This is a genomic window from Pseudomonas sp. E102 (assembly GCF_052660185.1).
The window spans coordinates 2,462,706-2,482,114 of sequence record NZ_CP084025.1 but is presented as its reverse complement, the minus strand read 5'-3'; the positions used below and the strand labels follow the sequence as shown (position 1 = coordinate 2,482,114).

General features: G+C 62.3%; 19 protein-coding genes. 11 read left to right on the top strand and 8 right to left on the bottom strand.

The genetic code is table 11. The features are described 5' to 3' along the window. The first annotated feature begins 116 nt into the window (after positions 1-116). Complete coding sequence (locus DOCECA_RS11020; protein WP_445571973.1) at positions 117-761, top strand: pentapeptide repeat-containing protein; 645 nt, start codon at positions 117-119, stop codon at positions 759-761. A gap of 163 nt (positions 762-924) precedes the next feature. Here the strand turns inward: DOCECA_RS11020 and DOCECA_RS11015 are convergent, their stop codons facing one another. The 3 genes from DOCECA_RS11015 to DOCECA_RS11005 are packed head-to-tail and all read right to left on the bottom strand — an operon-like array spanning position 925 to position 3,016. Continuing rightward, positions 925-1,563 (bottom strand): response regulator, encoded by a 639-nt coding sequence (locus DOCECA_RS11015; protein WP_434605787.1) that lies wholly within the window; start codon positions 1,561-1,563, stop codon positions 925-927. Further along, positions 1,560-2,816 (bottom strand): histidine kinase, encoded by a 1,257-nt coding sequence (locus DOCECA_RS11010; RefSeq protein ID WP_445571972.1) that lies wholly within the window; start codon positions 2,814-2,816, stop codon positions 1,560-1,562. The genes DOCECA_RS11015 and DOCECA_RS11010 overlap by 4 nt, the downstream gene beginning before the upstream one ends. Positions 2,817-2,818: 2 nt before the next feature. Next, positions 2,819-3,016 (bottom strand): hypothetical protein, encoded by a 198-nt coding sequence (locus DOCECA_RS11005; protein ID WP_434605791.1) that lies wholly within the window; start codon positions 3,014-3,016, stop codon positions 2,819-2,821. A 163-nt stretch (positions 3,017-3,179) separates the two neighbouring features. Here DOCECA_RS11005 and DOCECA_RS11000 point away from each other — a divergent pair, with 163 nt between their 5' ends. The 6 genes from DOCECA_RS11000 to DOCECA_RS10975 all read left to right on the top strand — a co-directional run bounded on the left by DOCECA_RS11000 (position 3,180) and on the right by DOCECA_RS10975 (position 8,364). Continuing rightward, the gene (locus tag DOCECA_RS11000; RefSeq protein ID WP_445571971.1) at positions 3,180-4,346 is read left to right on the top strand and encodes an ABC transporter substrate-binding protein; all 1,167 of its coding nucleotides are present in this window, start codon (positions 3,180-3,182) and stop codon (positions 4,344-4,346) included. Between the two features lie 26 nt (positions 4,347-4,372). Next, on the top strand, positions 4,373-5,362 hold the full coding sequence (locus DOCECA_RS10995; protein WP_445571970.1) for a YVTN family beta-propeller repeat protein: 990 nt from the start codon (positions 4,373-4,375) through the stop codon (positions 5,360-5,362). Beyond that, complete coding sequence (locus DOCECA_RS10990; protein WP_434676505.1) at positions 5,359-6,090, top strand: ABC transporter ATP-binding protein; 732 nt, start codon at positions 5,359-5,361, stop codon at positions 6,088-6,090. Before DOCECA_RS10995 ends, DOCECA_RS10990 begins: the two co-directional genes overlap by 4 nt. Then, complete coding sequence (locus DOCECA_RS10985; RefSeq protein WP_445571969.1) at positions 6,087-6,878, top strand: ABC transporter permease; 792 nt, start codon at positions 6,087-6,089, stop codon at positions 6,876-6,878. Before DOCECA_RS10990 ends, DOCECA_RS10985 begins: the two co-directional genes overlap by 4 nt. A gap of 233 nt (positions 6,879-7,111) precedes the next feature. After that, the gene (locus DOCECA_RS10980; RefSeq protein WP_445571968.1) at positions 7,112-7,645 is read left to right on the top strand and encodes a PQQ-dependent catabolism-associated CXXCW motif protein; all 534 of its coding nucleotides are present in this window, start codon (positions 7,112-7,114) and stop codon (positions 7,643-7,645) included. Positions 7,646-7,698: 53 nt separating this feature from the next. Then, entirely contained in the window at positions 7,699-8,364 is a 666-nt protein-coding gene (locus tag DOCECA_RS10975) for a response regulator transcription factor (RefSeq protein WP_039588789.1), read from the top strand. Between the two features lie 152 nt (positions 8,365-8,516). Here the strand turns inward: DOCECA_RS10975 and nahK are convergent, their stop codons facing one another. The 4 genes from nahK to DOCECA_RS10955 form a co-directional block, all read right to left on the bottom strand. Continuing rightward, positions 8,517-11,159: a hybrid sensor histidine kinase/response regulator NahK/ErcS' gene (gene nahK, locus DOCECA_RS10970; protein WP_445571967.1), complete on the bottom strand. Its 2,643-nt coding sequence runs from the start codon at positions 11,157-11,159 to the stop codon at positions 8,517-8,519. Then, positions 11,089-12,252 (bottom strand): nitric oxide-sensing protein NosP, encoded by a 1,164-nt coding sequence (gene nosP / locus DOCECA_RS10965; RefSeq protein ID WP_434558902.1) that lies wholly within the window; start codon positions 12,250-12,252, stop codon positions 11,089-11,091. Before nosP ends, nahK begins: the two co-directional genes overlap by 71 nt. A 216-nt stretch (positions 12,253-12,468) precedes the next feature. Next, a complete protein-coding gene (locus DOCECA_RS10960; protein ID WP_434558904.1) occupies positions 12,469-13,653 on the bottom strand; it encodes a porin in 1,185 nt (394 codons plus the stop codon). Between the two features lie 365 nt (positions 13,654-14,018). Beyond that, complete coding sequence (locus DOCECA_RS10955) at positions 14,019-15,293, bottom strand: glucarate dehydratase family protein (protein WP_434558906.1); 1,275 nt, start codon at positions 15,291-15,293, stop codon at positions 14,019-14,021. A gap of 96 nt (positions 15,294-15,389) precedes the next feature. Here DOCECA_RS10955 and DOCECA_RS10950 point away from each other — a divergent pair, with 96 nt between their 5' ends. Next, positions 15,390-16,286 carry a LysR substrate-binding domain-containing protein gene (locus tag DOCECA_RS10950; protein WP_445571966.1) on the top strand — a complete coding sequence of 299 codons (897 nt, stop codon included), beginning with the start codon at positions 15,390-15,392 and terminating at the stop codon, positions 16,284-16,286. 160 nt (positions 16,287-16,446) lie between these two features. After that, positions 16,447-16,875: a nuclear transport factor 2 family protein gene (locus tag DOCECA_RS10945; protein WP_420763875.1), complete on the top strand. Its 429-nt coding sequence runs from the start codon at positions 16,447-16,449 to the stop codon at positions 16,873-16,875. 203 nt (positions 16,876-17,078) lie between these two features. Here the strand turns inward: DOCECA_RS10945 and DOCECA_RS10940 are convergent, their stop codons facing one another. Next, positions 17,079-18,002, bottom strand: a complete 924-nt coding sequence (locus tag DOCECA_RS10940) for a LysR substrate-binding domain-containing protein (protein WP_434647479.1) — start codon at positions 18,000-18,002, stop codon at positions 17,079-17,081. A gap of 127 nt (positions 18,003-18,129) precedes the next feature. Between DOCECA_RS10940 and DOCECA_RS10935 the strand changes: the two genes are divergently transcribed. Then, positions 18,130-18,336: a tautomerase family protein gene (locus DOCECA_RS10935; RefSeq protein ID WP_030140737.1), complete on the top strand. Its 207-nt coding sequence runs from the start codon at positions 18,130-18,132 to the stop codon at positions 18,334-18,336. Positions 18,337-18,645: 309 nt separating this feature from the next. Further along, positions 18,646-19,380: an SDR family NAD(P)-dependent oxidoreductase gene (locus DOCECA_RS10930; protein ID WP_420763873.1), complete on the top strand. Its 735-nt coding sequence runs from the start codon at positions 18,646-18,648 to the stop codon at positions 19,378-19,380. Positions 19,381-19,409: the final 29 nt, after the last annotated feature.

Sequence of the window (19,409 nt, the reverse complement as noted above, 5' to 3'; positions counted from 1 at the left end):
AATCCCTTGTGGGAGCGAGCTTGCTCGCGATGGCGCAGTGTCAGTCAAATCAATGCCGGCTGAACCACCGCCATCGCGAGCAAGCTCGCTCCCACAGTTAACATCGAGTTCCTGCCATGAAATTTTTGCCATTACTGCTTCTGTTCATCGGCGCCGTTGCCCATGCCGATGACCCCGACACCCCACTGACCATAAACGGCTGCCTCATTGCCGAATCCAGCCAATGCCCCGGCGCTAACCTGCGGGGCGCCCACCTGGCCAACCAGGACCTGCGCAAGATGAACCTCGCCGGCGCGGATCTGCGCGACGCCGACCTGCGCCATGCCCGGCTGGACCTGGCGAATCTAGAGAAGGCCCAGCTACAGGGCGCCAACCTGAGTCGCGCGAGCCTGCAACAAAGCAACCTTCGCCTGGCGGACTTCAGCAATGCCACGCTCAAGGCGATTCAGGGCTGGGGCCTGTTTGCCCAGGGCGCGCAGTTTCAGCGAGCCGACCTGACGGCCGCCTATCTCCAGTTCGCCCGCTTGTCCGGCGCCCGCCTGCACGACGCCAACCTGCAAGCCGCCGACCTGGAAATGGCCTGGCTGAGCAAAGCCGACCTCAAGGGCGCCGACTTGCGCGATGCCAACCTGCAAGAGGTCAAACTGGGTGAAAGCAACCTGGAACAGGCCGACCTGACGGGCTCGCGGCAGCATTACGGGAATTTCCAGGATGCGAATATGCAGGGGTGTGTCGGATGCCCAACGTCTTGGGAACAATGAAGCTCCCGTGGCGAGGGAGCTTGCTCCCGCTGGGGTGCGAAGCAGCCCCAATTTGTACGACTCAATTAACCTGACACACCGAGGCGCCGGCCTTGGGGGCGCTTCGCACCCCAGCGGGAGCAAGCTCCCTCGCCACAATTGGCCGGCATTTCAAGTCAGGGACTCACCCCGCCACCCGCACCACCCCCATATCGATCCCCAAATGCACCAACTCGGCATGGGAACTGACCTGCAACTTACTCTTGAGCAACGTCAGGTGGTTGGACACGGTCTTGGCGCTGATGCATAGCTGTTCGGCAATGGTGCGCGCGGGAGTGCCATTGGCGAGCATGACGAAGATCTCCAGCTCGCGCTGGGTCATCGATTGCAGGCGTGGATCGCTGTCGTGGCGGGTGGTGGCGCAGGCCAACTGAGTGGCCAGGGCCTGCTCGATGTAGGCATGGCCGGCCAGCACTCGCCGTACCGCCTCGATCAATACCTGCGGCGCCGAATTCTTGGTCAGGTAGCCCGCAGCGCCCGCGTCCAACGCCTGGCGAACCAACGGCAACTCGTCGTGCATGCTGAAGAACAGCACCCGCAGTTGCGGCAAGCGTTGACGCAGGCGCCGGGTGGTTTCCAGCCCGCTGATCCCCGGCAGGCCGAAGTCCATGATCACCAGGTTCGGCACTTGTTCCTGCACCTGGCTCAACGCCTCTTCGCCGCAGGCCGCTTCGCGCACCTGCAGCTGTGGCATCAAAGTCCGCAACAAGCTGGCGTAGCCCTGCCGAACCACGGCGTGGTCGTCCACCAACAAAATGTTCATGAGGCCTCCAAGGGAATATTCAAGGCCAGCGCCCAACCCGCCCCGGGCCGGCTGATGATGCGCAGCTCACCACCAAGGCTGCGCGCCCGTTCCGCCATCGAATGCAGGCCCACGCCGGCCCGGGAGCGCTGCTGGGCACCGCGTCCGTTATCGCGCACCCATAGCCGTAGGCGACCGGCGCGGTGCTGCATGCGGATCCGCACCTGGCTGGCGTCGGCATGCCGTGCGATGTTGGTCAGCGCTTCCTGCAACAGGCGGTACAACTGAGCCTTGTGCGATGCGGCCAATGGCGGCGGTGCTCCATCGACCCGTAACTGACAGGCGATGCCGTGGCTGTCCTGCCATTGCCGGGCCAACAATTCAATGGCCTCACCCAACGGCAGATGCTGGAGCACGACCGGATACAAGTCGTTGACCAAGGCGCGAAAGCCTTGCTGCAAATGATCGCAGTGTTCTTCCAATTCGTTGGCGGTCTGCTCCAGCACGGGCGGCTGATGAATCACCAGGCGCAACAAACAGGCCCTCGCGCGAATACCTGCCACGTACTGGCCCAAATCGTCGTGCAAGGTTTGCGCGAGGGACCTGCGCTCCTGCTCCTGGACGGCCAGCAACGCCTGGGTCAGCCGCGCATTGTCGGCCCGAGTCTGGCCCAGGGCGGCGGTCATGCGGTTGAAATGCGCCGCCAATTGCTGGGCTTCCGATAGGCCCTCGGGCCGCAGATGCACTTGCAGGTCGCCGCTGGACACCTGGTGCAACGCCTGTAGCAACTCGTCCAGCAGGCGCATGCCCCGGCGCACCGCCCAGCGGATCGCCAGCAGGCTGAGCAGCAACGCCATCGCGCAAACGCCAAGCAACTGCACCAGGGAATCGAAGATTTCATCGACTTCGTCACCGGGGTCGACGGCAATCCAGGCCCGACGACCGTCCTGCAACACGACGATCTGGGCGGCAGGCCCTTGGGCCAGGAGTCGACGCCCCAACCAGGCGTTCAAGCCAGGCTCCTGTGCCGGCGCGTTTTCGCCGGGCGCCAACCAGCGCACCCGAACGTGACGCAGGCTGCCGGTGAGCCGCGACTGGAGGCTGGCCGGGTCGCGCTGGGCAGTCTCGCGCAGGTAATGCACCACCGACTCGGCCGATTGCAGTTCGCGTCGCACATCCACCGTGGCCTGGTGCAACAGCAGCGTTGCGCAGGCCAGGGTGACCAGGGCGAAGAACGCCGTGACCCAGAGGTAGATGCGCCAGAGGGCAGACATGGTCAGTGCTCCAATCTGCGAATCACACCGGCCCCCTGTGGGAGCGAGCCTGCTCGCGAAAGCGAAGGCACATCCAACATCAACGTCGGCTGGACCAACGCTTTCGCGAGCAGGCTCGCTCCCACAAAGGACACTTTAGGTCGATCCACGCCTATCAAACTCAGGATCAGCAACAACGGCAACAGCAGCGTCTTGAACATTCGCACGGTCTGTCCGCTCCCTGATGAATGACAATTGAAAGCATCCTAAAACCCCGGCGCCTGGGGCGAGCTACTACCTTGGTACTGCCCCAGCGGTACTTTCTGCATATTTCCCCGGCATCACGGCCTTCCTATGCTGGCGCTACCTGCAATGGAGGACGTCATGCGCTGGCTTGTCAGTTACGCCCTGATCTACCTGTTGGCCGCATCGACCGCTCAGGCCAGCGATGCCGCGTCGTTGCAGGTGCGCATCGGCTACCTGGGTTACCGTCCCGACCCCGGCCCGCTGCTGTCCAACGTCATCGCTGAACCCACCGATGCCGGATTGCGCGGCGCCGAACTGGCGATCATCGACAGCAGCAGCACCGGGCGATTTCTCAAGCACGACTACCGTCTCGAAAGCGCTAACGTCGACAATTCCCAAGCACTGCTGGAGGCCGCCCGTGCCCAGCATGAACAGGGCCTGCGTTTGTTCGTGGTGAATGCGCCGGGTGAAAGCCTGCGCCAACTCAGCGCCGCCCTGCCCGACAGCCTGCTCTTCAACGCCGGCAGCCCCGACGACAGCCTGCGCACCAGCGGCTGCCTGAGCAATGTGCTGCACACCCTGCCCGACCGCGCAACACTGGCCGACGCCTTGATCCAGTTCAGCGTCGTGCGCAAATGGCAGCGGGCCTTGCTGATCGTCGGCCAGACACCCGAAGACCAGGCCTACGCCGCTGCATTGCGCCGGGCCATGAAACGCTTCGGCATGAAGATCGTCGCCGAGAAACCTTGGCAGTTCGATAACGACCAGCGCCGCAGCGCCCAGGCCGATATGCCGCTGTTCACCCAGGCCGCCGAGTACGACGTGGTGCTGGTAGCCGATGAGCGCGGCGACTTCGGCGAATACGTGCCCTATCAGACCTGGCTCCCGCGCCCGGTCGCAGGGACCCAGGGACTGACGCCCACCGGTTGGCACAAGACCGTCGAGACATACGGCGCGGCGCAGTTGCAAAAGCGCTTCGAAGCCTTGGCCGGCCGCTGGATGAACGACCGCGACTTCGCCGCCTGGATCGCCGTGCGCAGTATCGCCGCCGCCGTGAGCAAGCTGCGCCAGGACGAGCCATTCGCCATTCGCCAACTGGCCCTTGGCGACGAGCTGCCGCTGGATGGATTCAAGGGCCGCAAGCTCAGCTACCGGCCCTGGAATGGTCAACTGCGCCAACCGATTCCCCTGGTTCAGCCTCGGGCCTTGGTCAGCACGTCGCCCCAGGACGGTTTTCTCCACCCGTCCAACGAAATGGACAGCCTGGGCTTCGACCGGCCCGAAGTGAGCTGTCGCTACCCCTGATCGATCACAACAATAAGGAAGACGCCATGCGCCGCCCCCTGCTCAACCCGGCTCTGCTTTGCCAAGCCCTCGCCCTGGGCGCCTCGCTGCTCCTTGCCGGTCCCGCTGCCGCCAGTATCGCCTGGGTCTCCAACGAAAAAGACAACAGCCTCAGCCTGATCGACCTGCGGAGCCTGGAAGTCGTCGATACCTTGCCGGTAGGCCAGCGCCCGCGAGGCTTGTTGTTGTCCCATGACGACCGCCTGCTGTACATCTGCGCCAGCGATTCGGACCGCGTCCAGGTGATGGACGTCGCCACTCGCAAGATCATCAAGGAGCTGCCCTCCGGCAAGGATCCGGAGCAATTCGCCCTGCACCCCAACGACCGCTGGCTCTACGTTTCCAACGAGGACGATGCGCTGGTCACAGTGATCGACACCCATACCTCCGAAGTGCTGGGCCAGATCGGCGTCGGCGTCGAGCCCGAAGGCATGGCCGTCAGCCCCGACGGCAAGTGGGCGGTCAACACCAGCGAAACCACCAACATGCTGCACTGGATCGACACCAGCACCCAGACCCTGGCCGACAACACCTTGGTGGACCAACGGCCGCGTTTCGTCGAGTTCAGTCGCGACGGCACGCAACTCTGGGCCTCGGCGGAGATCGGCGGGACGCTGACCATCCTCGACGTTGCCTCGCGCCAGGTGCTCAAGACTCTGACCTTCCAGATCAAGGGCGTGCACCCGGACAAGGTGCAGCCAGTGGGCATCAAGCTCAGCGCCGACGGCAAGCTGGCATTCGTCGCCCTGGGCCCGGCTAACCATGTGGCAGTGATCGATGCCAAGACTTTCGAGGTGCTGGATTACCTGCTGGTGGGCCGACGCGTCTGGCAGCTGGCGTTCACCCCGGACCAGAAGCAACTGCTGGCAACCAATGGAGTCAGCGGCGACGTCTCGGTGATCGACGTGCAGAGCCGCAAGGTGCTCAAGTCGGTGAAAGTCGGCCGCTATCCCTGGGGCGTGGTGGTGACGCCATGAACGCCTTGGAGGTCAGCGACCTGAGTTTCGCCTATGGTGCGCGGCAAGCCCTGCGCCAGATCAGCTTCAGCGTACCGGCCGGACGCTTCGCCGCCCTCCTCGGACCGAACGGCGCTGGGAAGTCGACGCTGATTGCGCTGCTGACGCGCCTGTACGATGTTCAGCGCGGCGAGATCCGCGTCGGCGGTCATTCATTGCGCACGTCACCGCACCAGGCGTTGCGCCAGTTGGGCGTGGTGTTCCAGCAAAGCACGCTCGACCTGGACCTGAGCATCGAGCAGAACCTGCGTTATCACCTCGCGCTGCATGGCTTTTGCCGGCGCCAGGCCGATGCCCGGATTGAAGCCGAACTGGCCCGCCAGCAGTTGACCGAACGACGTCACGAGCGGGTGCGCCACCTCAATGGCGGACACCGGCGCCGGGTGGAAATCGCCCGGGCCCTGCTCCACGAACCGCGCTTGCTGCTGCTGGACGAGCCGAGCGTCGGGCTCGATCCGGCCAGCCGCCAGGCTTTGGGGCAACACATTCGCCAACTGTGTCGCGAACAGGACATCAGTGTGCTCTGGGCCACGCACCTGCTGGACGAAGTGCAGCCCAGTGATGACCTGTTGATCGTGCATCAGGGCCGGCTGGTCGCCAGCGGACGGGCCGAGGACGTGAGCGAGGAACACGGCGGCAGTCTCGGCTCGGCCTTTCATCGATTGACCGCCTCGGGAGTTGCCGCATGAACGCGTATTGGCAATGTTTCCTTGGCGTCGTGATGCGCGAATGGCTGCGCTTCGTCTTGCAACGCACGCGATTGCTCAGCGCACTGGTGCGACCGTTGTTGTGGCTGCTGGTGTTCGCCGCCGGCTTCCGGGCGGCGCTGGGCATCGCCATCATCGCGCCTTATGACACTTACATCCCCTATGAGGTGTACATCGTGCCGGGGCTGGCCTGCATGATCCTGTTGTTCAATGGCATGCAAGGCTCGCTGTCGATGGTCTATGACCGCGAAATGGGCAGCATGCGCGTGCTGCTGACCAGCCCCCTGCCCCGGGCCTTTTTGCTGGCGAGCAAATTGCTCGCCACCTCGATGATCTCGCTCTTGCAGGTCTACGCCTTCCTCGCCATCGCCTGGCTCTACGGTGTCCAACCGCCAGCCATGGGCGTTCTGCTGGCATTGCCGGCCTTGCTTTTGGTGGCGCTGATGCTCAGTGCCCTGGGCCTGTTGTTGTCCAACGCGATCCGCCAGCTGGAGAACTTCGCCGGGGTGATGAACTTCGTCATCTTCCCGATGTTTTTCCTGTCTTCGGCGCTGTACCCGTTGTGGAAAATGCTCGAAGCCAGCCCCTGGTTGTACTGGCTGTGCGCGGTGAACCCCTTCACCCATGGCGTGGAGCTGGTGCGGTTCGCGTTGTATGGGCAATTCAATGTGCTGGCGATGGTTGTGTGCGTGGGGCTGACGCTGCTGTTCGCGCTGCTGGCGGTGTGGACGTTCAATCCGCAGCATGCGGCGTTGCGCAAGGCCAATTGACCTACCTGATACACACAGCCCCTTGTGGGAGCGAGCCTGCTCGCGAATGCGGTAGACCAGACACATCTATGCTGCCTGACCCACCGCTTTCGCGAGCAGGCTCGCTCCCACAGGGGATTTGTGTGATCCGTGATGAAAATTACTACTTTAGTACCGTTTTTCCTGTCTATGGTCGCATTCACAAGACCTCGACCCTGGCATGTAATGGGCGCATAACAAAAAGGATAAATCCCATGCCCCGTTTGCTGGCCATCGTCTTGCTGGGCCTGTCGCTGAATGTCGCCCAGGCCGACACTGCGTTGTTTTCGGCGCAGGGCTATCGCATTACCCAATACCGCAGCCCCACGCCCGCCTCCGCCCAGGGCGCGCAAACCGTCGACACCGAAGGCTTGCAGCGCCTGCTTGGGCAAACGCCCGCCCCGGTGTTGATCGACGTGTACCGTCGTCCATGGGTCCAGGGGCGCTTCATCGACACCGAGCCCCACGCCAACCTCCCCGGCAGCCTATGGCTGGCCAATACGGGCGATGGTGAGCTGGAGGGGAACTGGCAAGATTACTTCACCTCCCACCTACGCAAGGCCACCGACGGGCGCCTGGACCAACCCTTGGTCTTTTACTGCCGCTCCGATTGCTGGTTGAGCTGGAACGCGGTAAAACGCGCCGCGTCCATGGGCTATAAACATTTGTATTGGTACCGCGACGGCCTCGACGCCTGGGAGGCGGCCAACCTGCCCTTGCAAGCGGCCCGCCCCGAACCTTTTCCCTGATGCAGCGCCCTGCGTGCAATTGCCCCAACACGACAATAACGAGGTGAATGGCCATGTATAAAATCCTGATAGCCGACGATCACCCACTGTTTCGCGAAGCCATCCACAACGTCATCAGCGACGGGTTCGCCGGTAGCGAGGTGATGGAAACCGCCGACCTGGACAGCGCCCTGGCGCTGACCCGCGAACACGACGACCTGGATTTGATCCTGCTGGACTTGAACATGCCCGGCATGCACGGCCTCAACGGCCTGATCAACCTGCGCAACGAAGCGCCGACCATCCCCGTGGTGATCGTGTCCGCCGAACAGGACAAGCAAATCGTTCTGCAGGCCATCACCTATGGCGCGGTGGGTTTCATCACCAAGTCTTCACCTCGCTCGCAAATGACCGACGCCATCGAGCAGATCCTCAACGGCAACGTGTACTTGCCGCCGGACATCATCCGCACCCAGAAGAGCCCCACGGGCCGCCGCTTGAACGAAACCCCGGCGTTCCCGCCCGAACTGCTCCAGGCCCTGACGCGCAAGCAACTGCTGGTACTCGAACGCATGACCAAGGGCGAGTCGAACAAGCAGATCGCCTACACGCTGGACATCGCCGAAACCACGGTCAAGGCCCACGTCTCGGCGATCCTGCGCAAGCTCAACGTGCATAACCGGGTGCAGGCGATTCTCAGCGCGGGGGATATTGATTTCGGGGCGTACCTGCGCCGCTAGGTCAGTGGCGTGAGATTACTGTGGCGAGGGGATTCATCCCCGCTGGGCTGCGAAGCGGCCCTAAAACCTGACAACTCGGTACATCAGGAAGAGTCACGGGGCCGCTTCGCGCCCCAACGGGGATGAATCCCCTCGCCACAACAGCGTTCGGCTCAAGAGACCGGGGCCTGGCCCAGCAAGTGACTCATCGCAATCTTCAGTTTCATCGGCCGCACCGGCTTGTGCATCAGTGTGTGCCCAAGCTCGCGGATCTGCTGTTTGAGTTCATTGCTGTAATTGGCGGTGATCATCATGGCCGGGATCGGTGAGGCACGGCAGGCGTTGATCCGGGCCACGGCGTCCACGCCGTTCTGGTCGTGATCCAGGTGGTAATCGGCGATCAGCAGGTCGGCTTCGGCACGGTAGCCGTCCACTTTCCGCGCTAGGTCCTGTTCCGACAGCGCAGTCACCACGAGGCAGCCCCAACCTTCGAGCAAGGTACGCATGCCGGCGCAGATCGCTCCATCATTATCCAGCACCCAGACCCGCGCCCCGCGCAGGCGTTCAAGCATGGGCTCGCTCATGTCCAGGCACGGCAGCGGCTTGGGCGCGGTGGCGCTGAGGGGCACCTCAATGGCGAATACCGAGCCTTTGCCCGGCCATGAGCGCACCCGGATCCGGTGCCCAAGTATCCTGGCGATCTTCTCGACAATCGCCAGCCCCAGGCCCAAGCCTCGATCCTGGTTCGGTCGCTGGACATCACCGCGCTTGAACTCCTGGAAAATCTCCTCCAGGCGATCCTGGGCGATGCCTATGCCAGAATCCCAGACCTCGATCGAAACACGATTGCCAAGACGCCGGCATCCCAGCAGAACCCGCCCGTTCGGGGTGTAGCGCAGCGCATTGCTCAGCAGGTTCCGCAGGATCCGCGCCAACAGTTGGATGTCACTGCGCACCAGCACCGAACAAGGTACGAAACACAATTCAAGACCCTCGCTGCGCGCCACTTGGCGATATTCGGCCGCCAGGTTGTCGAGCAATTCACTCAAGGCGAACGGCGCCACGTCGGCCTTGATCACGCCGGCGTCGAGCTTGGAGATATCCACCAGGGTGCCCAACAGGTTTTCCACGTCCTGCAGCGAATTGCTCACGTTGCGCACGAGGTGCGCGTTCGCCACCGGCTCGCGGCGCTCCAGCAAGGCGCTGGTGAACAGCCGCGCGGCGTTCAACGGTTGCAGCAGGTCATGGCTGACCGCCGCGAGGAATTTGGTTTTTGACAGGTTGGCCCGCTCGGCCTCGCGCTTGGCTTCACGCAAGCGCAGTTCCACCCGGCTGCGCTCATCGATCTCGCGCAGCAACTGGTCGTTGAGGCTGGTCAGTTCAGCGGTGCGCTCCTGCACGCGCTGCTCCAGGTTTTGATAGGCCTGGTGCAACGCCTCGGCGGTGCGACGGCGCTCGGTGATGTCGCGGATCAGCACGAAGATCCCCACCACCTCGCCGTTGGCCAGCACGTTGGGCACATAGGAGCGCAGCATGTAGCGCTCCTGGTTGTTGATGTTGGTCTCGGCGAATTCGAACGTCACGCTCTCGCCCGCCAGCGCCCGGGCCACGTAGGCTTCCAAGCGCTGATAGTGCTGCTCGCTGTGGGCTTCTCGCAGGCTCTGGCCGAGCATCACGCCACGGGGCCAGCAATACCATTGCTCGTAGACCTTGTTGGTGAACTCATAAACCAAATCGGCGTTGAGATAGGCGATCAGCGCCGGAACGTGGTCGGTGATCAGGCGGATCCAGCGCTCGCTCTCGCTCAACGCCTCGGCGTGCTGGTAGCGCTCGGTGATGTCGGTGAAGGTGTTGACGTAGCCACCGGTGGGCAGTGGATGGGTGCGGATCTCCAGGACTCGGCCATCGGACAGCCGTTGCTCACACTCCTGGATCAGCCGGCCATTGCCATCGCGACTGGTCGGTGTAAGCAGTTGCAGCTCGCTGTCGGCGATGACCTCGTTGAACGGCCGATGGGCCGCTACCGGTGCCAGGCCACTGAGCTCCAGGAAGCGCCGGTTCCACAGTTCCAGCACGCCTTGAGCGTTGACCATCGCCACGCCCTGGGACAGGTTGTCCACGGCGCGCTGCAACAGATGGGATTTCTGCGCGATGGCCTGTTCCCGGCGCACGGTTTCACTGAGTTTGACGTCGGTGATATCGGTGAAGAGAATCACCCGGCCGCCTTCCTGGGTCGGCCGTTCACTGACTTGCAGCCAGCGCCCGTTCTGCAATCGGTACAGCACCGGTTCGTCGGGCTGGCCGCGGGTTTCTTCGCTGAACAAGCCGTTGGCGGTCATCAAACGCTTGACCTCGGCAAGGCGCATCCCCGCGATGATCCGCACCCGGCTGTGGGCCCAGAACGCCTTGAAACGGCTGTTGAACAGGACGATGCGCTGTTGCGCGTCGAACAGCACGAAGGCATCGGAAATACTCTCGATCGCGTCGATCAAATGCCGATGGGCCGTTTCCGCCCGCAACCGCGCTTCGCCGAGCAAATGGTTGCCGGCCTTCAACTCGGCCATGGCTTGGTTCAAGGCGTCGGTACGCTCACGCACCTGTTCGGCCAGCACCACCGAATGCTGGAAGGCTGCGTATGGGTCGCTGCCGCGCGTCACGCCGGATTCCACCCGCTCGATCAGCGCTTCATTGATGCGCCGCAGCTTGCGGTTCTCATGCTCCAGAGCGGCGAGCTGCGCCTGCAGTTCAGCGATGGTCGGGGACGCGATGGCGGGCAATGGCAACTCCGGTGAACGTCTGGTTGATGTGCATGCCATTGAATTGCTCTCCATAGGTGTTGAACCCCATCACCCGATGTTCACGCAGGAACTGGCCGATCTGTTCCAGGCCGTCGCGATCTTCCAGCTCCAGGCGTCGAAGGAAACAGTCGCAGCCCAGGGTCAGCAGCAAGTCCCCGAGGCGCGCCTGCAAACCATCGAACAGATCTTGCAGGTTGTGCAGCAACGGCCCCGGGCTCATGGCGGTGAGGACGATGCCGTTCTCCACCGCGCAATAGAAACTCAGGCTCAGGTCCGAATGGACCTGCTGGATCGCTCGCACGTAGTACTGGTCATTGATGCGCACGGCCAATGGATGGGCAGCGAAGACCCGGTAATCCAGCGCGTTTACCGGCACGCCAATGTGCCGTGCGTATTCTTCGGCCGCAGGCTCGGCGTTTAGCTCGTAGACCCTGCGCGTGGCGCTGTCGGCGCCGGTCACCACCAGTTTTTCCTGCCGGGGCAGGATGTGGTGGGTGGTAAACACTTCGAACTCCAGCCAAGTATTGATCAACACCACCACGGCCGCGCCGCTGTGGAATTGACCTTCAAAGTAGACGTGGGTGTGGGTCAGGTAATTGTCATCCCCGGCCGAACCGCCGAAATGCGGGATGTCCCCCAGGGCGGCGCTCAAGGCTGCCAGCACCATCTCCTCGCGGCTAGACAAACCGTCGAGCAAGGTCAAGGCGAAGCTGTGGCCCTTGATCGGCGCCAAGGCGTTGCTGCGGCAACCACTGGCCAGGCGCTCGACCATCTGCTGGGCATCGATCAGGCTGAAGTGCTCCATTTCGCCGATCAGTTCGGCAGCGATGGAAAAATGCCGGTGGTCGAAACCCACCGCCGTCACGCAGTTGCGGCCGTAACCTTGTGGCGTGATTTCCCCCGCGCTGGTGCATCCCGCCAGCCGGATCCCGCCAAAGCTGCGCGAAAGCGCGTGGCCCAGGGCCGGCAGATTGTATTCGGCGGAACAGAAAAACAGCACGAACCCCAGGTACGGGTGCAACAACTGTCGCGCCAGCTCCTGGGCCACTTGCTCGACGTCCGTTGCCTGGGACATGGCGCTGACCACGCCCTCGCTCTGGGCCTGCTGCATCTGCGCCTCCGACGGTGCGTGATAGAGCCTTGAGTGTACGAATCGACGCCCGGCCCACGAATGCTACTTGGGTAGCGGATGGACGCTTCCATGGGATGAGAACCGTGGCGGCCCCAGCCGCGATGCGCACGGTTGGGGCCGCCAAGAAAACCTTGTTCACGTGGATCGCTTCCGTGGCGAGGGAGCTTGCTCCCTCGCCACAGGGTTGAGTAGTCCTTACCAGGTCAACACCGCCCCCACCGCGAAGGTATCGGTGTCTTCGTTCTGCGCGCTGGTGTCATGGCCGTTGATTTCGAACTGGTTGTATTCGGCGACGAGCTTGAGGTTATCGTTGATGTCGTGGAACAGCGCGACACCGCGAGTCTCATAGTCGGCGCCGCTGCCGACCACGCCGTTTCCGTCGTCCTCGGTCTTGCCATAGGACAGCGCCAGGCGGTTCTTGCCCAGCTTGTAGGAGCCCTGCAAGAGGTAGCCCTTGCTGTCGACATTGCGCAACGTGGCCTCGCCGGCATTGTTTGTGAAGAACGGGTTGATACCCTTGGCCTGAAACCCCGAGCCGGTGAGCGACAGCCCACCCATCTTCGCCTGCACCCCATAACCCAAACCTTTGGACGTGACCGACTCGACGCTGGAGTCGGTGTTGTCGGAAGTCTGGTAGCTGCCGTTCAGCCAGCTGTAGATCTTCGCTGCGCCCAGGTCGAACTGATAAGTAACCTCGCTCTCTGTGCGAGGGTTCTCCTGGTAGGCCTTGCCGGTGGCGCTGCTGTCGTTGGTGTCCACCGGGTCCATGATGCCCACCGCCACGCGCAACCCGTCCATCACGGGGGTGCGATAGGTGATTTGCGACGTAGGGAACGGGTACGGATAACCGCTGCCGATATTGCCGAACGAGACGCCGCCGCCGTCCACCAGCCCCAAGGTGTCGCTGACCTGGCCATAACCGGCCAGCAGCTCATCGAGCAGGATGTTGGAACGGGCGAACAGGCCGAAGTCCTTGCCGATCAGCACTTCGCCCCACTCCGGGTTGGCGACGGTGCCGTAGAACTGGCGCACGTCGATGGCAGTGTCGGTGCCGTTGGTTTCGCTGTCGTTGATGGTCACCCAGAACGACGCCCGGGCGCCGAGCTTGAGGTCATCGACCTGCTTGCCCATGTTGAAGCCCAGGTAGTTGGGCAAGAAGCCCATCTTGACCCGCGACTGGCGGCGGTCGAACTGTTCGCCGGCACGGTCCACGTCGCTGTTGACGTAGAAAGCGTTGATGTAGCCGTCGGTGGAAAAGGTCGTCTGGTCCTTGTCGTACAGCATGATTTCGGCGTGGGCCCAAGGCATCGGGGCGAGGGTCGAGAGGCCTGCGATGACCGCAGGCAAAAAACGCAGGCAGGTATTTTTATTGTTGTGCATGGCGCGCTCCGCAACAGGGGACGGGATGTCGGAGGCGATTATCGAAAGGCACCCGGGCGCGTCATACGCTGCCTTGGAAGTGATTGGCGGCTGCTTTGGCAGCGCAGGCCCGGCGCGGCAGTTTGTGTGTAAGACCCGGATGCCGCCGGGCGCGGTACTTTGGGTGTGGGCCGGTGGGTGGGTTGGGGATGGTGCTGAGTATGATCAACTTGTGGCGAGGGGATTTATCGAAACGTCGCACCGCCCCGCTGGGGTGCGAAGCGGCCCTAAAACCTGACAACTCGGTACATCAGGACAATCCAAGGGGCTGCTGCGCAGCCCAGCGGGGATAAATCCCCTCGCCACAACGGCCCCTCGCCTTCAGCTCAGAACCTCGGCTTGACGGTCTTCCAATCCGGCCGATAACGGCGCATCTGCCGCACGTCATCGCGCTGACGAATGCCGCAGCTGAGGAACTGCTCGTGCAGCTTGCCCAGTTGATCGCGGTCCAGCTCCAACCCCAGGCCCGGCGCCCGGGTGATCTTCACGCAGCCGTCGACAAACGGAAGCTTGCCACCCTTGATCACTTCTTCATCCGGTTCCTGCCATGGGTAATGGGTGTCGCAGGCGTAATCCAGGTTTGGGACCGAAGCCGCCACGTGGGCCATGGCCATGAGGCTGATGCCCAAGTGCGAATTGGAATGCATGGAAACCCCCAGGCCAAAGGTGTCGCACATTTTCGCCAGTACCTGGGTGTCCCGCAGCCCGCCCCAATAATGGTGGTCGGCCAGGACGATCTGCACGCTGTCCTGGGCCACGCTTCGGCGGAACTCGTCAAAATCGGTGACCACCATGTTGGTCGCCAGCGGCAGGCCAGTGCGCTTGTGCAGCTCGGCCATGCCCTCCAGGCCCGGCGTCGGGTCTTCGTAATACTGAAGGTCGTCCCCGAGCAGCTCAGCCATGCGGATCGAGGTTTCCAGCGACCAGTTGCCGTTGGGATCGATGCGCAGCGGAAAGCCGGGAAACGCTTTTTTCAACGCCTTGATGCAGGCCACTTCATGCTCCGGCTCCAGGGCGCCGGCCTTGAGCTTGATGCTTTTGAACCCGTATTCCTCGATCATCCGCCGTGCCTGGGCGACGATCTGCTGCTCGTTCAGCGCTTCGCCCCAGTTGTCCGCAGGATATGGCGAGTCGATGTGCTCGGCATATTTGAAAAACAGGTATGCGCTAAACGGCACTTCATCGCGAATCGCACCGCCCAACAGGTCCACCAGCGGCACGTTCAGGTAATGCGCCTGCAAGTCCAGGCAGGCCACCTCGAAGGCCGAATAGGCATTGCTCACCGCTTTGCTCGCATGGGAGCCCGGCGCCAGTTCCGCCCCGGCAACGCTGGCCGGCTTGTGGGCCGCCACGGTGGCCTGAACGATGGCCCGCAACTGGTTGAGGTTGAACGGGTCCATGCCGACCAGTTGGTCCTGGACCTGTTGCTGGATCGCCAGGGCCGGCGCATCGCCGTAGCTCTCGCCGAGGCCGATGTAGCCGTTGTCGCTTTCGATCTCGATGATCGAGCGCAGCGCAAAGGGCTCATGGATGCCGCTGGCGTTAAGCAGCGGTGGGTCGCGGAAAGCGATGGGGGTGACGGTGACGCGTTTGATTTTCATGCAGCGGCTCCGGAAGGTGTGCGCGTCGATGATGGACGCCGCTGATTGTTCCCGTCTAATCTAACCTGGCACTTGATTGATACCAGGATTGAATCAATGTTTGAGCTGGCCCAACTGCGCTGCTTCACCACCGTGGCGACCGAACTCAACTTCCGTCGCGCCGCCGAACGCCTGAACATGACCCAACCACCCTTGAGCCGGCAGATCCAATTGCTGGAGCATCACCTGGGCGTCGAACTGTTCACCCGCAGCACCCGCAGCGTCGCCCTCACCGCCGCCGGCCGGGCGTTCTTCATCGAGGCGCAGAACCTGTTGCAACAGGCGCAGCAGGCCGCAGTGGCCGCCAAGCGCTTTGCCCAGGGCCATATCGGTTCGGTCACCATCAGCTTCGTCGGCAGCGCGGTGTATGAATTCCTGCCAAAGGTGATCGCCGAAGCGCGGCTCAAGCAACCGCAGGTGAAGATCGTCCTGTCGGAGATGAACACCTACCAACAACACGAAGCCCTGCGCGCCCGGCGCATCGACCTGGGCATCGTCCGCTCGCCGCTGCTGGAAACCGGCTACGCCAATGAGTGCCTGGTGCGCGAGCCGTTTGTCCTGGCCGTGCCTGCGGGCCACCCGCTGGCAAACGCCGAGTCTGTCAGCGTGCAGGACCTGGATGGACAGCCGTTCCTGATGTACGCCCACTCCGCCTACCCGCCCTTCAACGAACTGCTCACCGGCATGCTGCGCTCGGCCCGTGTCGCCCCGCAGTTCGTGCAATGGCTGGGGTCTTCGCTGACCATCCTGGCGCTGGTCAACGCCGGCATGGGCCTGGCACTGGTGCCGCGTTGCGCGACCAGCGTGGCGTTCAGGCAGGTGGTGTTTCGCGAGATCGATCTGGGTGAAGGGGTGCAAAGTGAGCTGCATCTGGTTTGGCGGGAGGATAACGACAACCCGGCGTTTACGATGTTGCTGGAGGGGATTCGAGGGGCGGTTCGGGAGGGACTGTAGGCAAATCGCGGATCAATACCGTGTGCCCTTGTGGCGAGGACGCTTGCTCCCTCCCCACGTTGGCCGTGCCCTATTCCAGTCTACCGTGACACGTTGTACGATGACCGACGAGCACTAGACGCTCGAATTCCCGATACTTACAAAAACAAGGAAAAAACCCATGAAAAAAGCATCATTGCTGATCGGTTTCGTTTGCCTCTTCAGCGGCTACGTCGCAGCCGCCGCACCGGCCGAAAAAGAGGTGGCCGAAGCTGTAGACCACCTGACCCAGGCCATGCTTCACAAAGACATCCCCCAACTCCAGGCCCTTGCCGCCGAGAACCTGACCTACGGCCACTCCAGCGGCAATATCCAGGACAAAAAAGCCTTCATCGCCGACATCGAAACCGGCAAGAGCGCATTCAAGACCCTGGAAATGAAAAATCAGAAAATCACCCTTTCTGGCGACGTGGCCCTGGTACGCAACCACTTCTCTGCCCAGGCGCTCAAGGGCACCGAAGTGGTCCCGACCGAAATCGAAAACTTCCAGATTTGGCAAAAACAGAACGGCAAATGGCTGCTGATTGGTCGTCAGGCATTCCGGTTCTGATAAAAGGCTGGGCCGGGAATCTCTGCGGCAAACGCATCATTTGAGCTTATGGTGATCCATTGTGGCGAGGGGATTTATCCCCGCTGGGCTGCGCAGCAGCCCCAACAGCGGCGGGTGTTCAATCTGGCACACCGAGCAGTCTGAGCGATGACTGCTTCGCAGCCCAGCGGGGATAAATCCCCTCGCCACAGATCACAATCACCTCAAGTCGCGGCCCACTGCTCCCGGTACTGCAACAGAAAATCCACAAACGCCCGCACCCGCTGCGGCACATATCGGCCATGGGGATACAGCAACGTGAACGGGCGCGAACGCCCCGCGAACGGTGTCAGCACTTCCACCAATTGCCCGTCCGCCAACTCTGTTTCAACGATGAATCGATAGGTCTGGAACAGCCCGGCGCCATGCTTGGCCAGCGTTACCCCGCCCAACACGTCGTCGGAACAGCAATACCCACCCTGCCCGAACACTTCCTTCTCCTTGCCCTCGACGTTGAACAACCAAGAGATACGACGACCACTGCTGGGCAGCTCGAATTGGATGCACTCGTGCAACTCCAGGTCTTCCAGCGTTTGCGGCGTGCCTACCCTGCGCAAGTAATCCGGGGACGCGACCACCGCCAGTTTCGCGTCTTCCAGCAACCGGGCGATCATCGAGGAGTCCGGCTGGGCCCGAACACGGATGGCGAGGTCATAACCTTCGGCGACAAAATCGATGTTGCGGTTGCTCAAGTGGACATCAACGGTGACTTGCGGGTATTGCGCGCGAAACGCCGGCAGCAGTGGCAGGATGCGGTGATGGCCGTAAGTCGTCGGCACGCTGATGCGCAGTTGCCCGGATGGCACGGATTGCGCCCCCATGACTTCCTGTTGCGCCTCGACCAATTGCGTCAATGCCTGACGGCATTGCTCGAAAAAAGTCCTGCCGGCGTCGGTCAGGCGGATGCTGCGGGTGGTGCGCACAAACAGGCGGGAACCCAGACGCTCTTCCAACCGAAAAATCGAGCGGCTCACCGCCGCTGGGGTCACGCCCGCCACCTGCGCCGCCGCCGTGAAACTGCCCGCCTCCGCCGCCAGACAGAAAAGCTCGATGCTGCCCAACTGCAAGTCTTCGAAGTGCCGCTTCATGATTCATTACACCGCGTATCAACTGAAGATTCCCGATGCCTGTTTATCAGGCCGTGGCGTATAAATACAGTGGTCCCTCGATTGCGCTGGATCTTCCCGCGCCTATTCTCGTCAACTGGAGTGCAGCATGCCTTTCGTCAATGTACGTATCACCCGCGACGGCGTTACCCGCGAACAGAAAGCCCAGGTGATTAGCGAAATCACCGAAACCCTGCAGCGTGTGTTGGGCAAGGACCCGCACCTGACCCATATCGTGATCGAGGAAGTCGACACCGATAACTGGGGTTATGCCGGCATGACGACGACGGAGTATCGAAGCAAACCCAAGGAGTAAGGCTTCGCCCTACCGAGCCCGGTCCGAATGACCGGGCTTTTTTCTGCCTGCCGAGTCGCTATCACTGTGGGAGCGAGCTTGCTCGCGATAGCGGCGGGTCAGCCAGCCCACATGTGATTGATCTAATGCCATCGCGAGCAAGCTCGCTCCCACAGGGTGTAGCGTAGGTTCGATTGATTGATTACACCAAGTATCAACTCAAGTACCAGAACCCCCATTTATCAAACCCAAGCGCATCAATACCCTGATCACAACCAACGCCCAGACAGGCGCAGCGGTTCCTACTCAACGTGATCAGGAGTCAACATCATGAGCAATCAGAAAACCGTCATCATCACCGGCGCGTCCAGCGGCATTGGCCTTGGCTTGGTCAAGGCGTTCCTGGCTCGCGGCTATAACGTAGTGGGCAATGCCCGTTCCCAGTCGGGCCTGGACGATGCGGCCGGCCAGTTGGGCCATCCAGCGAGCTTCATCGGCGTGGCCGGAGACATTGCCGATCCGGCGACCTCTACCGCCCTTGTCGGCAAAGCCATCGCGGCGTTTGGCGCGGTTGATGGGCTGGTCAACAACGCCGGTTTTTTCCTGCCCAAACCCTTTGTCGAATACAGCCCGCAGGACCTGGAATCGCTGCTGGACACCAATCTCAAAGGGCTCGTCTACGCCAGCCAGGCCGCAGCCGCGCACATGATCGGTCGCCAGCAGGGTTTCATCATCAACATTTCCGCCTCGGTGGCCTTGCAACCGAACATCCAGGTGCCGGCGGCACTGCCAGTGTTGATCAAGGGCGGCGTCAACCAGATGACCCGCGCCCTGGCCCTGGAGTTGTCGCCTTTCAACATCAAGGTCAACGCCGTGGCGCCCGGTATCATCGACACGCCGATGCATGACCCGGCGCACCGCGACTTCCTCAACAACCTGGCGCCGGCCGGTCGGGTGGGCACCATCGAAGAGATCGCCGAAGCCGTGTTGTACCTCGCGGGCGCCGACTTCACGACTGGCGCGGTCCTGCCGGTGGACGGCGGCATGAGCACCGGCAAATGGTGAAAAACAAAAACCCCGAAGGCAGAAACCTT

What these genes read in the sequence shown, in the direction of transcription:
- DOCECA_RS11020 (WP_445571973.1), top strand. Translation starts at nt 117, where the DNA reads ATGAAATTTTTGCCATTACTGCTTCTGTTCATCGGCGCCGTTGCCCAT.
- DOCECA_RS11015 (WP_434605787.1), bottom strand. Translation starts at nt 1,563, where the DNA reads ATGAACATTTTGTTGGTGGACGACCACGCCGTGGTTCGGCAGGGCTAC.
- DOCECA_RS11010 (WP_445571972.1), bottom strand. Translation starts at nt 2,816, where the DNA reads ATGTCTGCCCTCTGGCGCATCTACCTCTGGGTCACGGCGTTCTTCGCC.
- DOCECA_RS11005 (WP_434605791.1), bottom strand. Translation starts at nt 3,016, where the DNA reads ATGTTCAAGACGCTGCTGTTGCCGTTGTTGCTGATCCTGAGTTTGATA.
- DOCECA_RS11000 (WP_445571971.1), top strand. Translation starts at nt 3,180, where the DNA reads ATGCGCTGGCTTGTCAGTTACGCCCTGATCTACCTGTTGGCCGCATCG.
- DOCECA_RS10995 (WP_445571970.1), top strand. Translation starts at nt 4,373, where the DNA reads ATGCGCCGCCCCCTGCTCAACCCGGCTCTGCTTTGCCAAGCCCTCGCC.
- DOCECA_RS10990 (WP_434676505.1), top strand. Translation starts at nt 5,359, where the DNA reads ATGAACGCCTTGGAGGTCAGCGACCTGAGTTTCGCCTATGGTGCGCGG.
- DOCECA_RS10985 (WP_445571969.1), top strand. Translation starts at nt 6,087, where the DNA reads ATGAACGCGTATTGGCAATGTTTCCTTGGCGTCGTGATGCGCGAATGG.
- DOCECA_RS10980 (WP_445571968.1), top strand. Translation starts at nt 7,112, where the DNA reads ATGCCCCGTTTGCTGGCCATCGTCTTGCTGGGCCTGTCGCTGAATGTC.
- DOCECA_RS10975 (WP_039588789.1), top strand. Translation starts at nt 7,699, where the DNA reads ATGTATAAAATCCTGATAGCCGACGATCACCCACTGTTTCGCGAAGCC.
- nahK (WP_445571967.1), bottom strand. Translation starts at nt 11,159, where the DNA reads ATGGCATGCACATCAACCAGACGTTCACCGGAGTTGCCATTGCCCGCC.
- nosP (WP_434558902.1), bottom strand. Translation starts at nt 12,252, where the DNA reads ATGCAGCAGGCCCAGAGCGAGGGCGTGGTCAGCGCCATGTCCCAGGCA.
- DOCECA_RS10960 (WP_434558904.1), bottom strand. Translation starts at nt 13,653, where the DNA reads ATGCACAACAATAAAAATACCTGCCTGCGTTTTTTGCCTGCGGTCATC.
- DOCECA_RS10955 (WP_434558906.1), bottom strand. Translation starts at nt 15,293, where the DNA reads ATGAAAATCAAACGCGTCACCGTCACCCCCATCGCTTTCCGCGACCCA.
- DOCECA_RS10950 (WP_445571966.1), top strand. Translation starts at nt 15,390, where the DNA reads ATGTTTGAGCTGGCCCAACTGCGCTGCTTCACCACCGTGGCGACCGAA.
- DOCECA_RS10945 (WP_420763875.1), top strand. Translation starts at nt 16,447, where the DNA reads ATGAAAAAAGCATCATTGCTGATCGGTTTCGTTTGCCTCTTCAGCGGC.
- DOCECA_RS10940 (WP_434647479.1), bottom strand. Translation starts at nt 18,002, where the DNA reads ATGAAGCGGCACTTCGAAGACTTGCAGTTGGGCAGCATCGAGCTTTTC.
- DOCECA_RS10935 (WP_030140737.1), top strand. Translation starts at nt 18,130, where the DNA reads ATGCCTTTCGTCAATGTACGTATCACCCGCGACGGCGTTACCCGCGAA.
- DOCECA_RS10930 (WP_420763873.1), top strand. Translation starts at nt 18,646, where the DNA reads ATGAGCAATCAGAAAACCGTCATCATCACCGGCGCGTCCAGCGGCATT.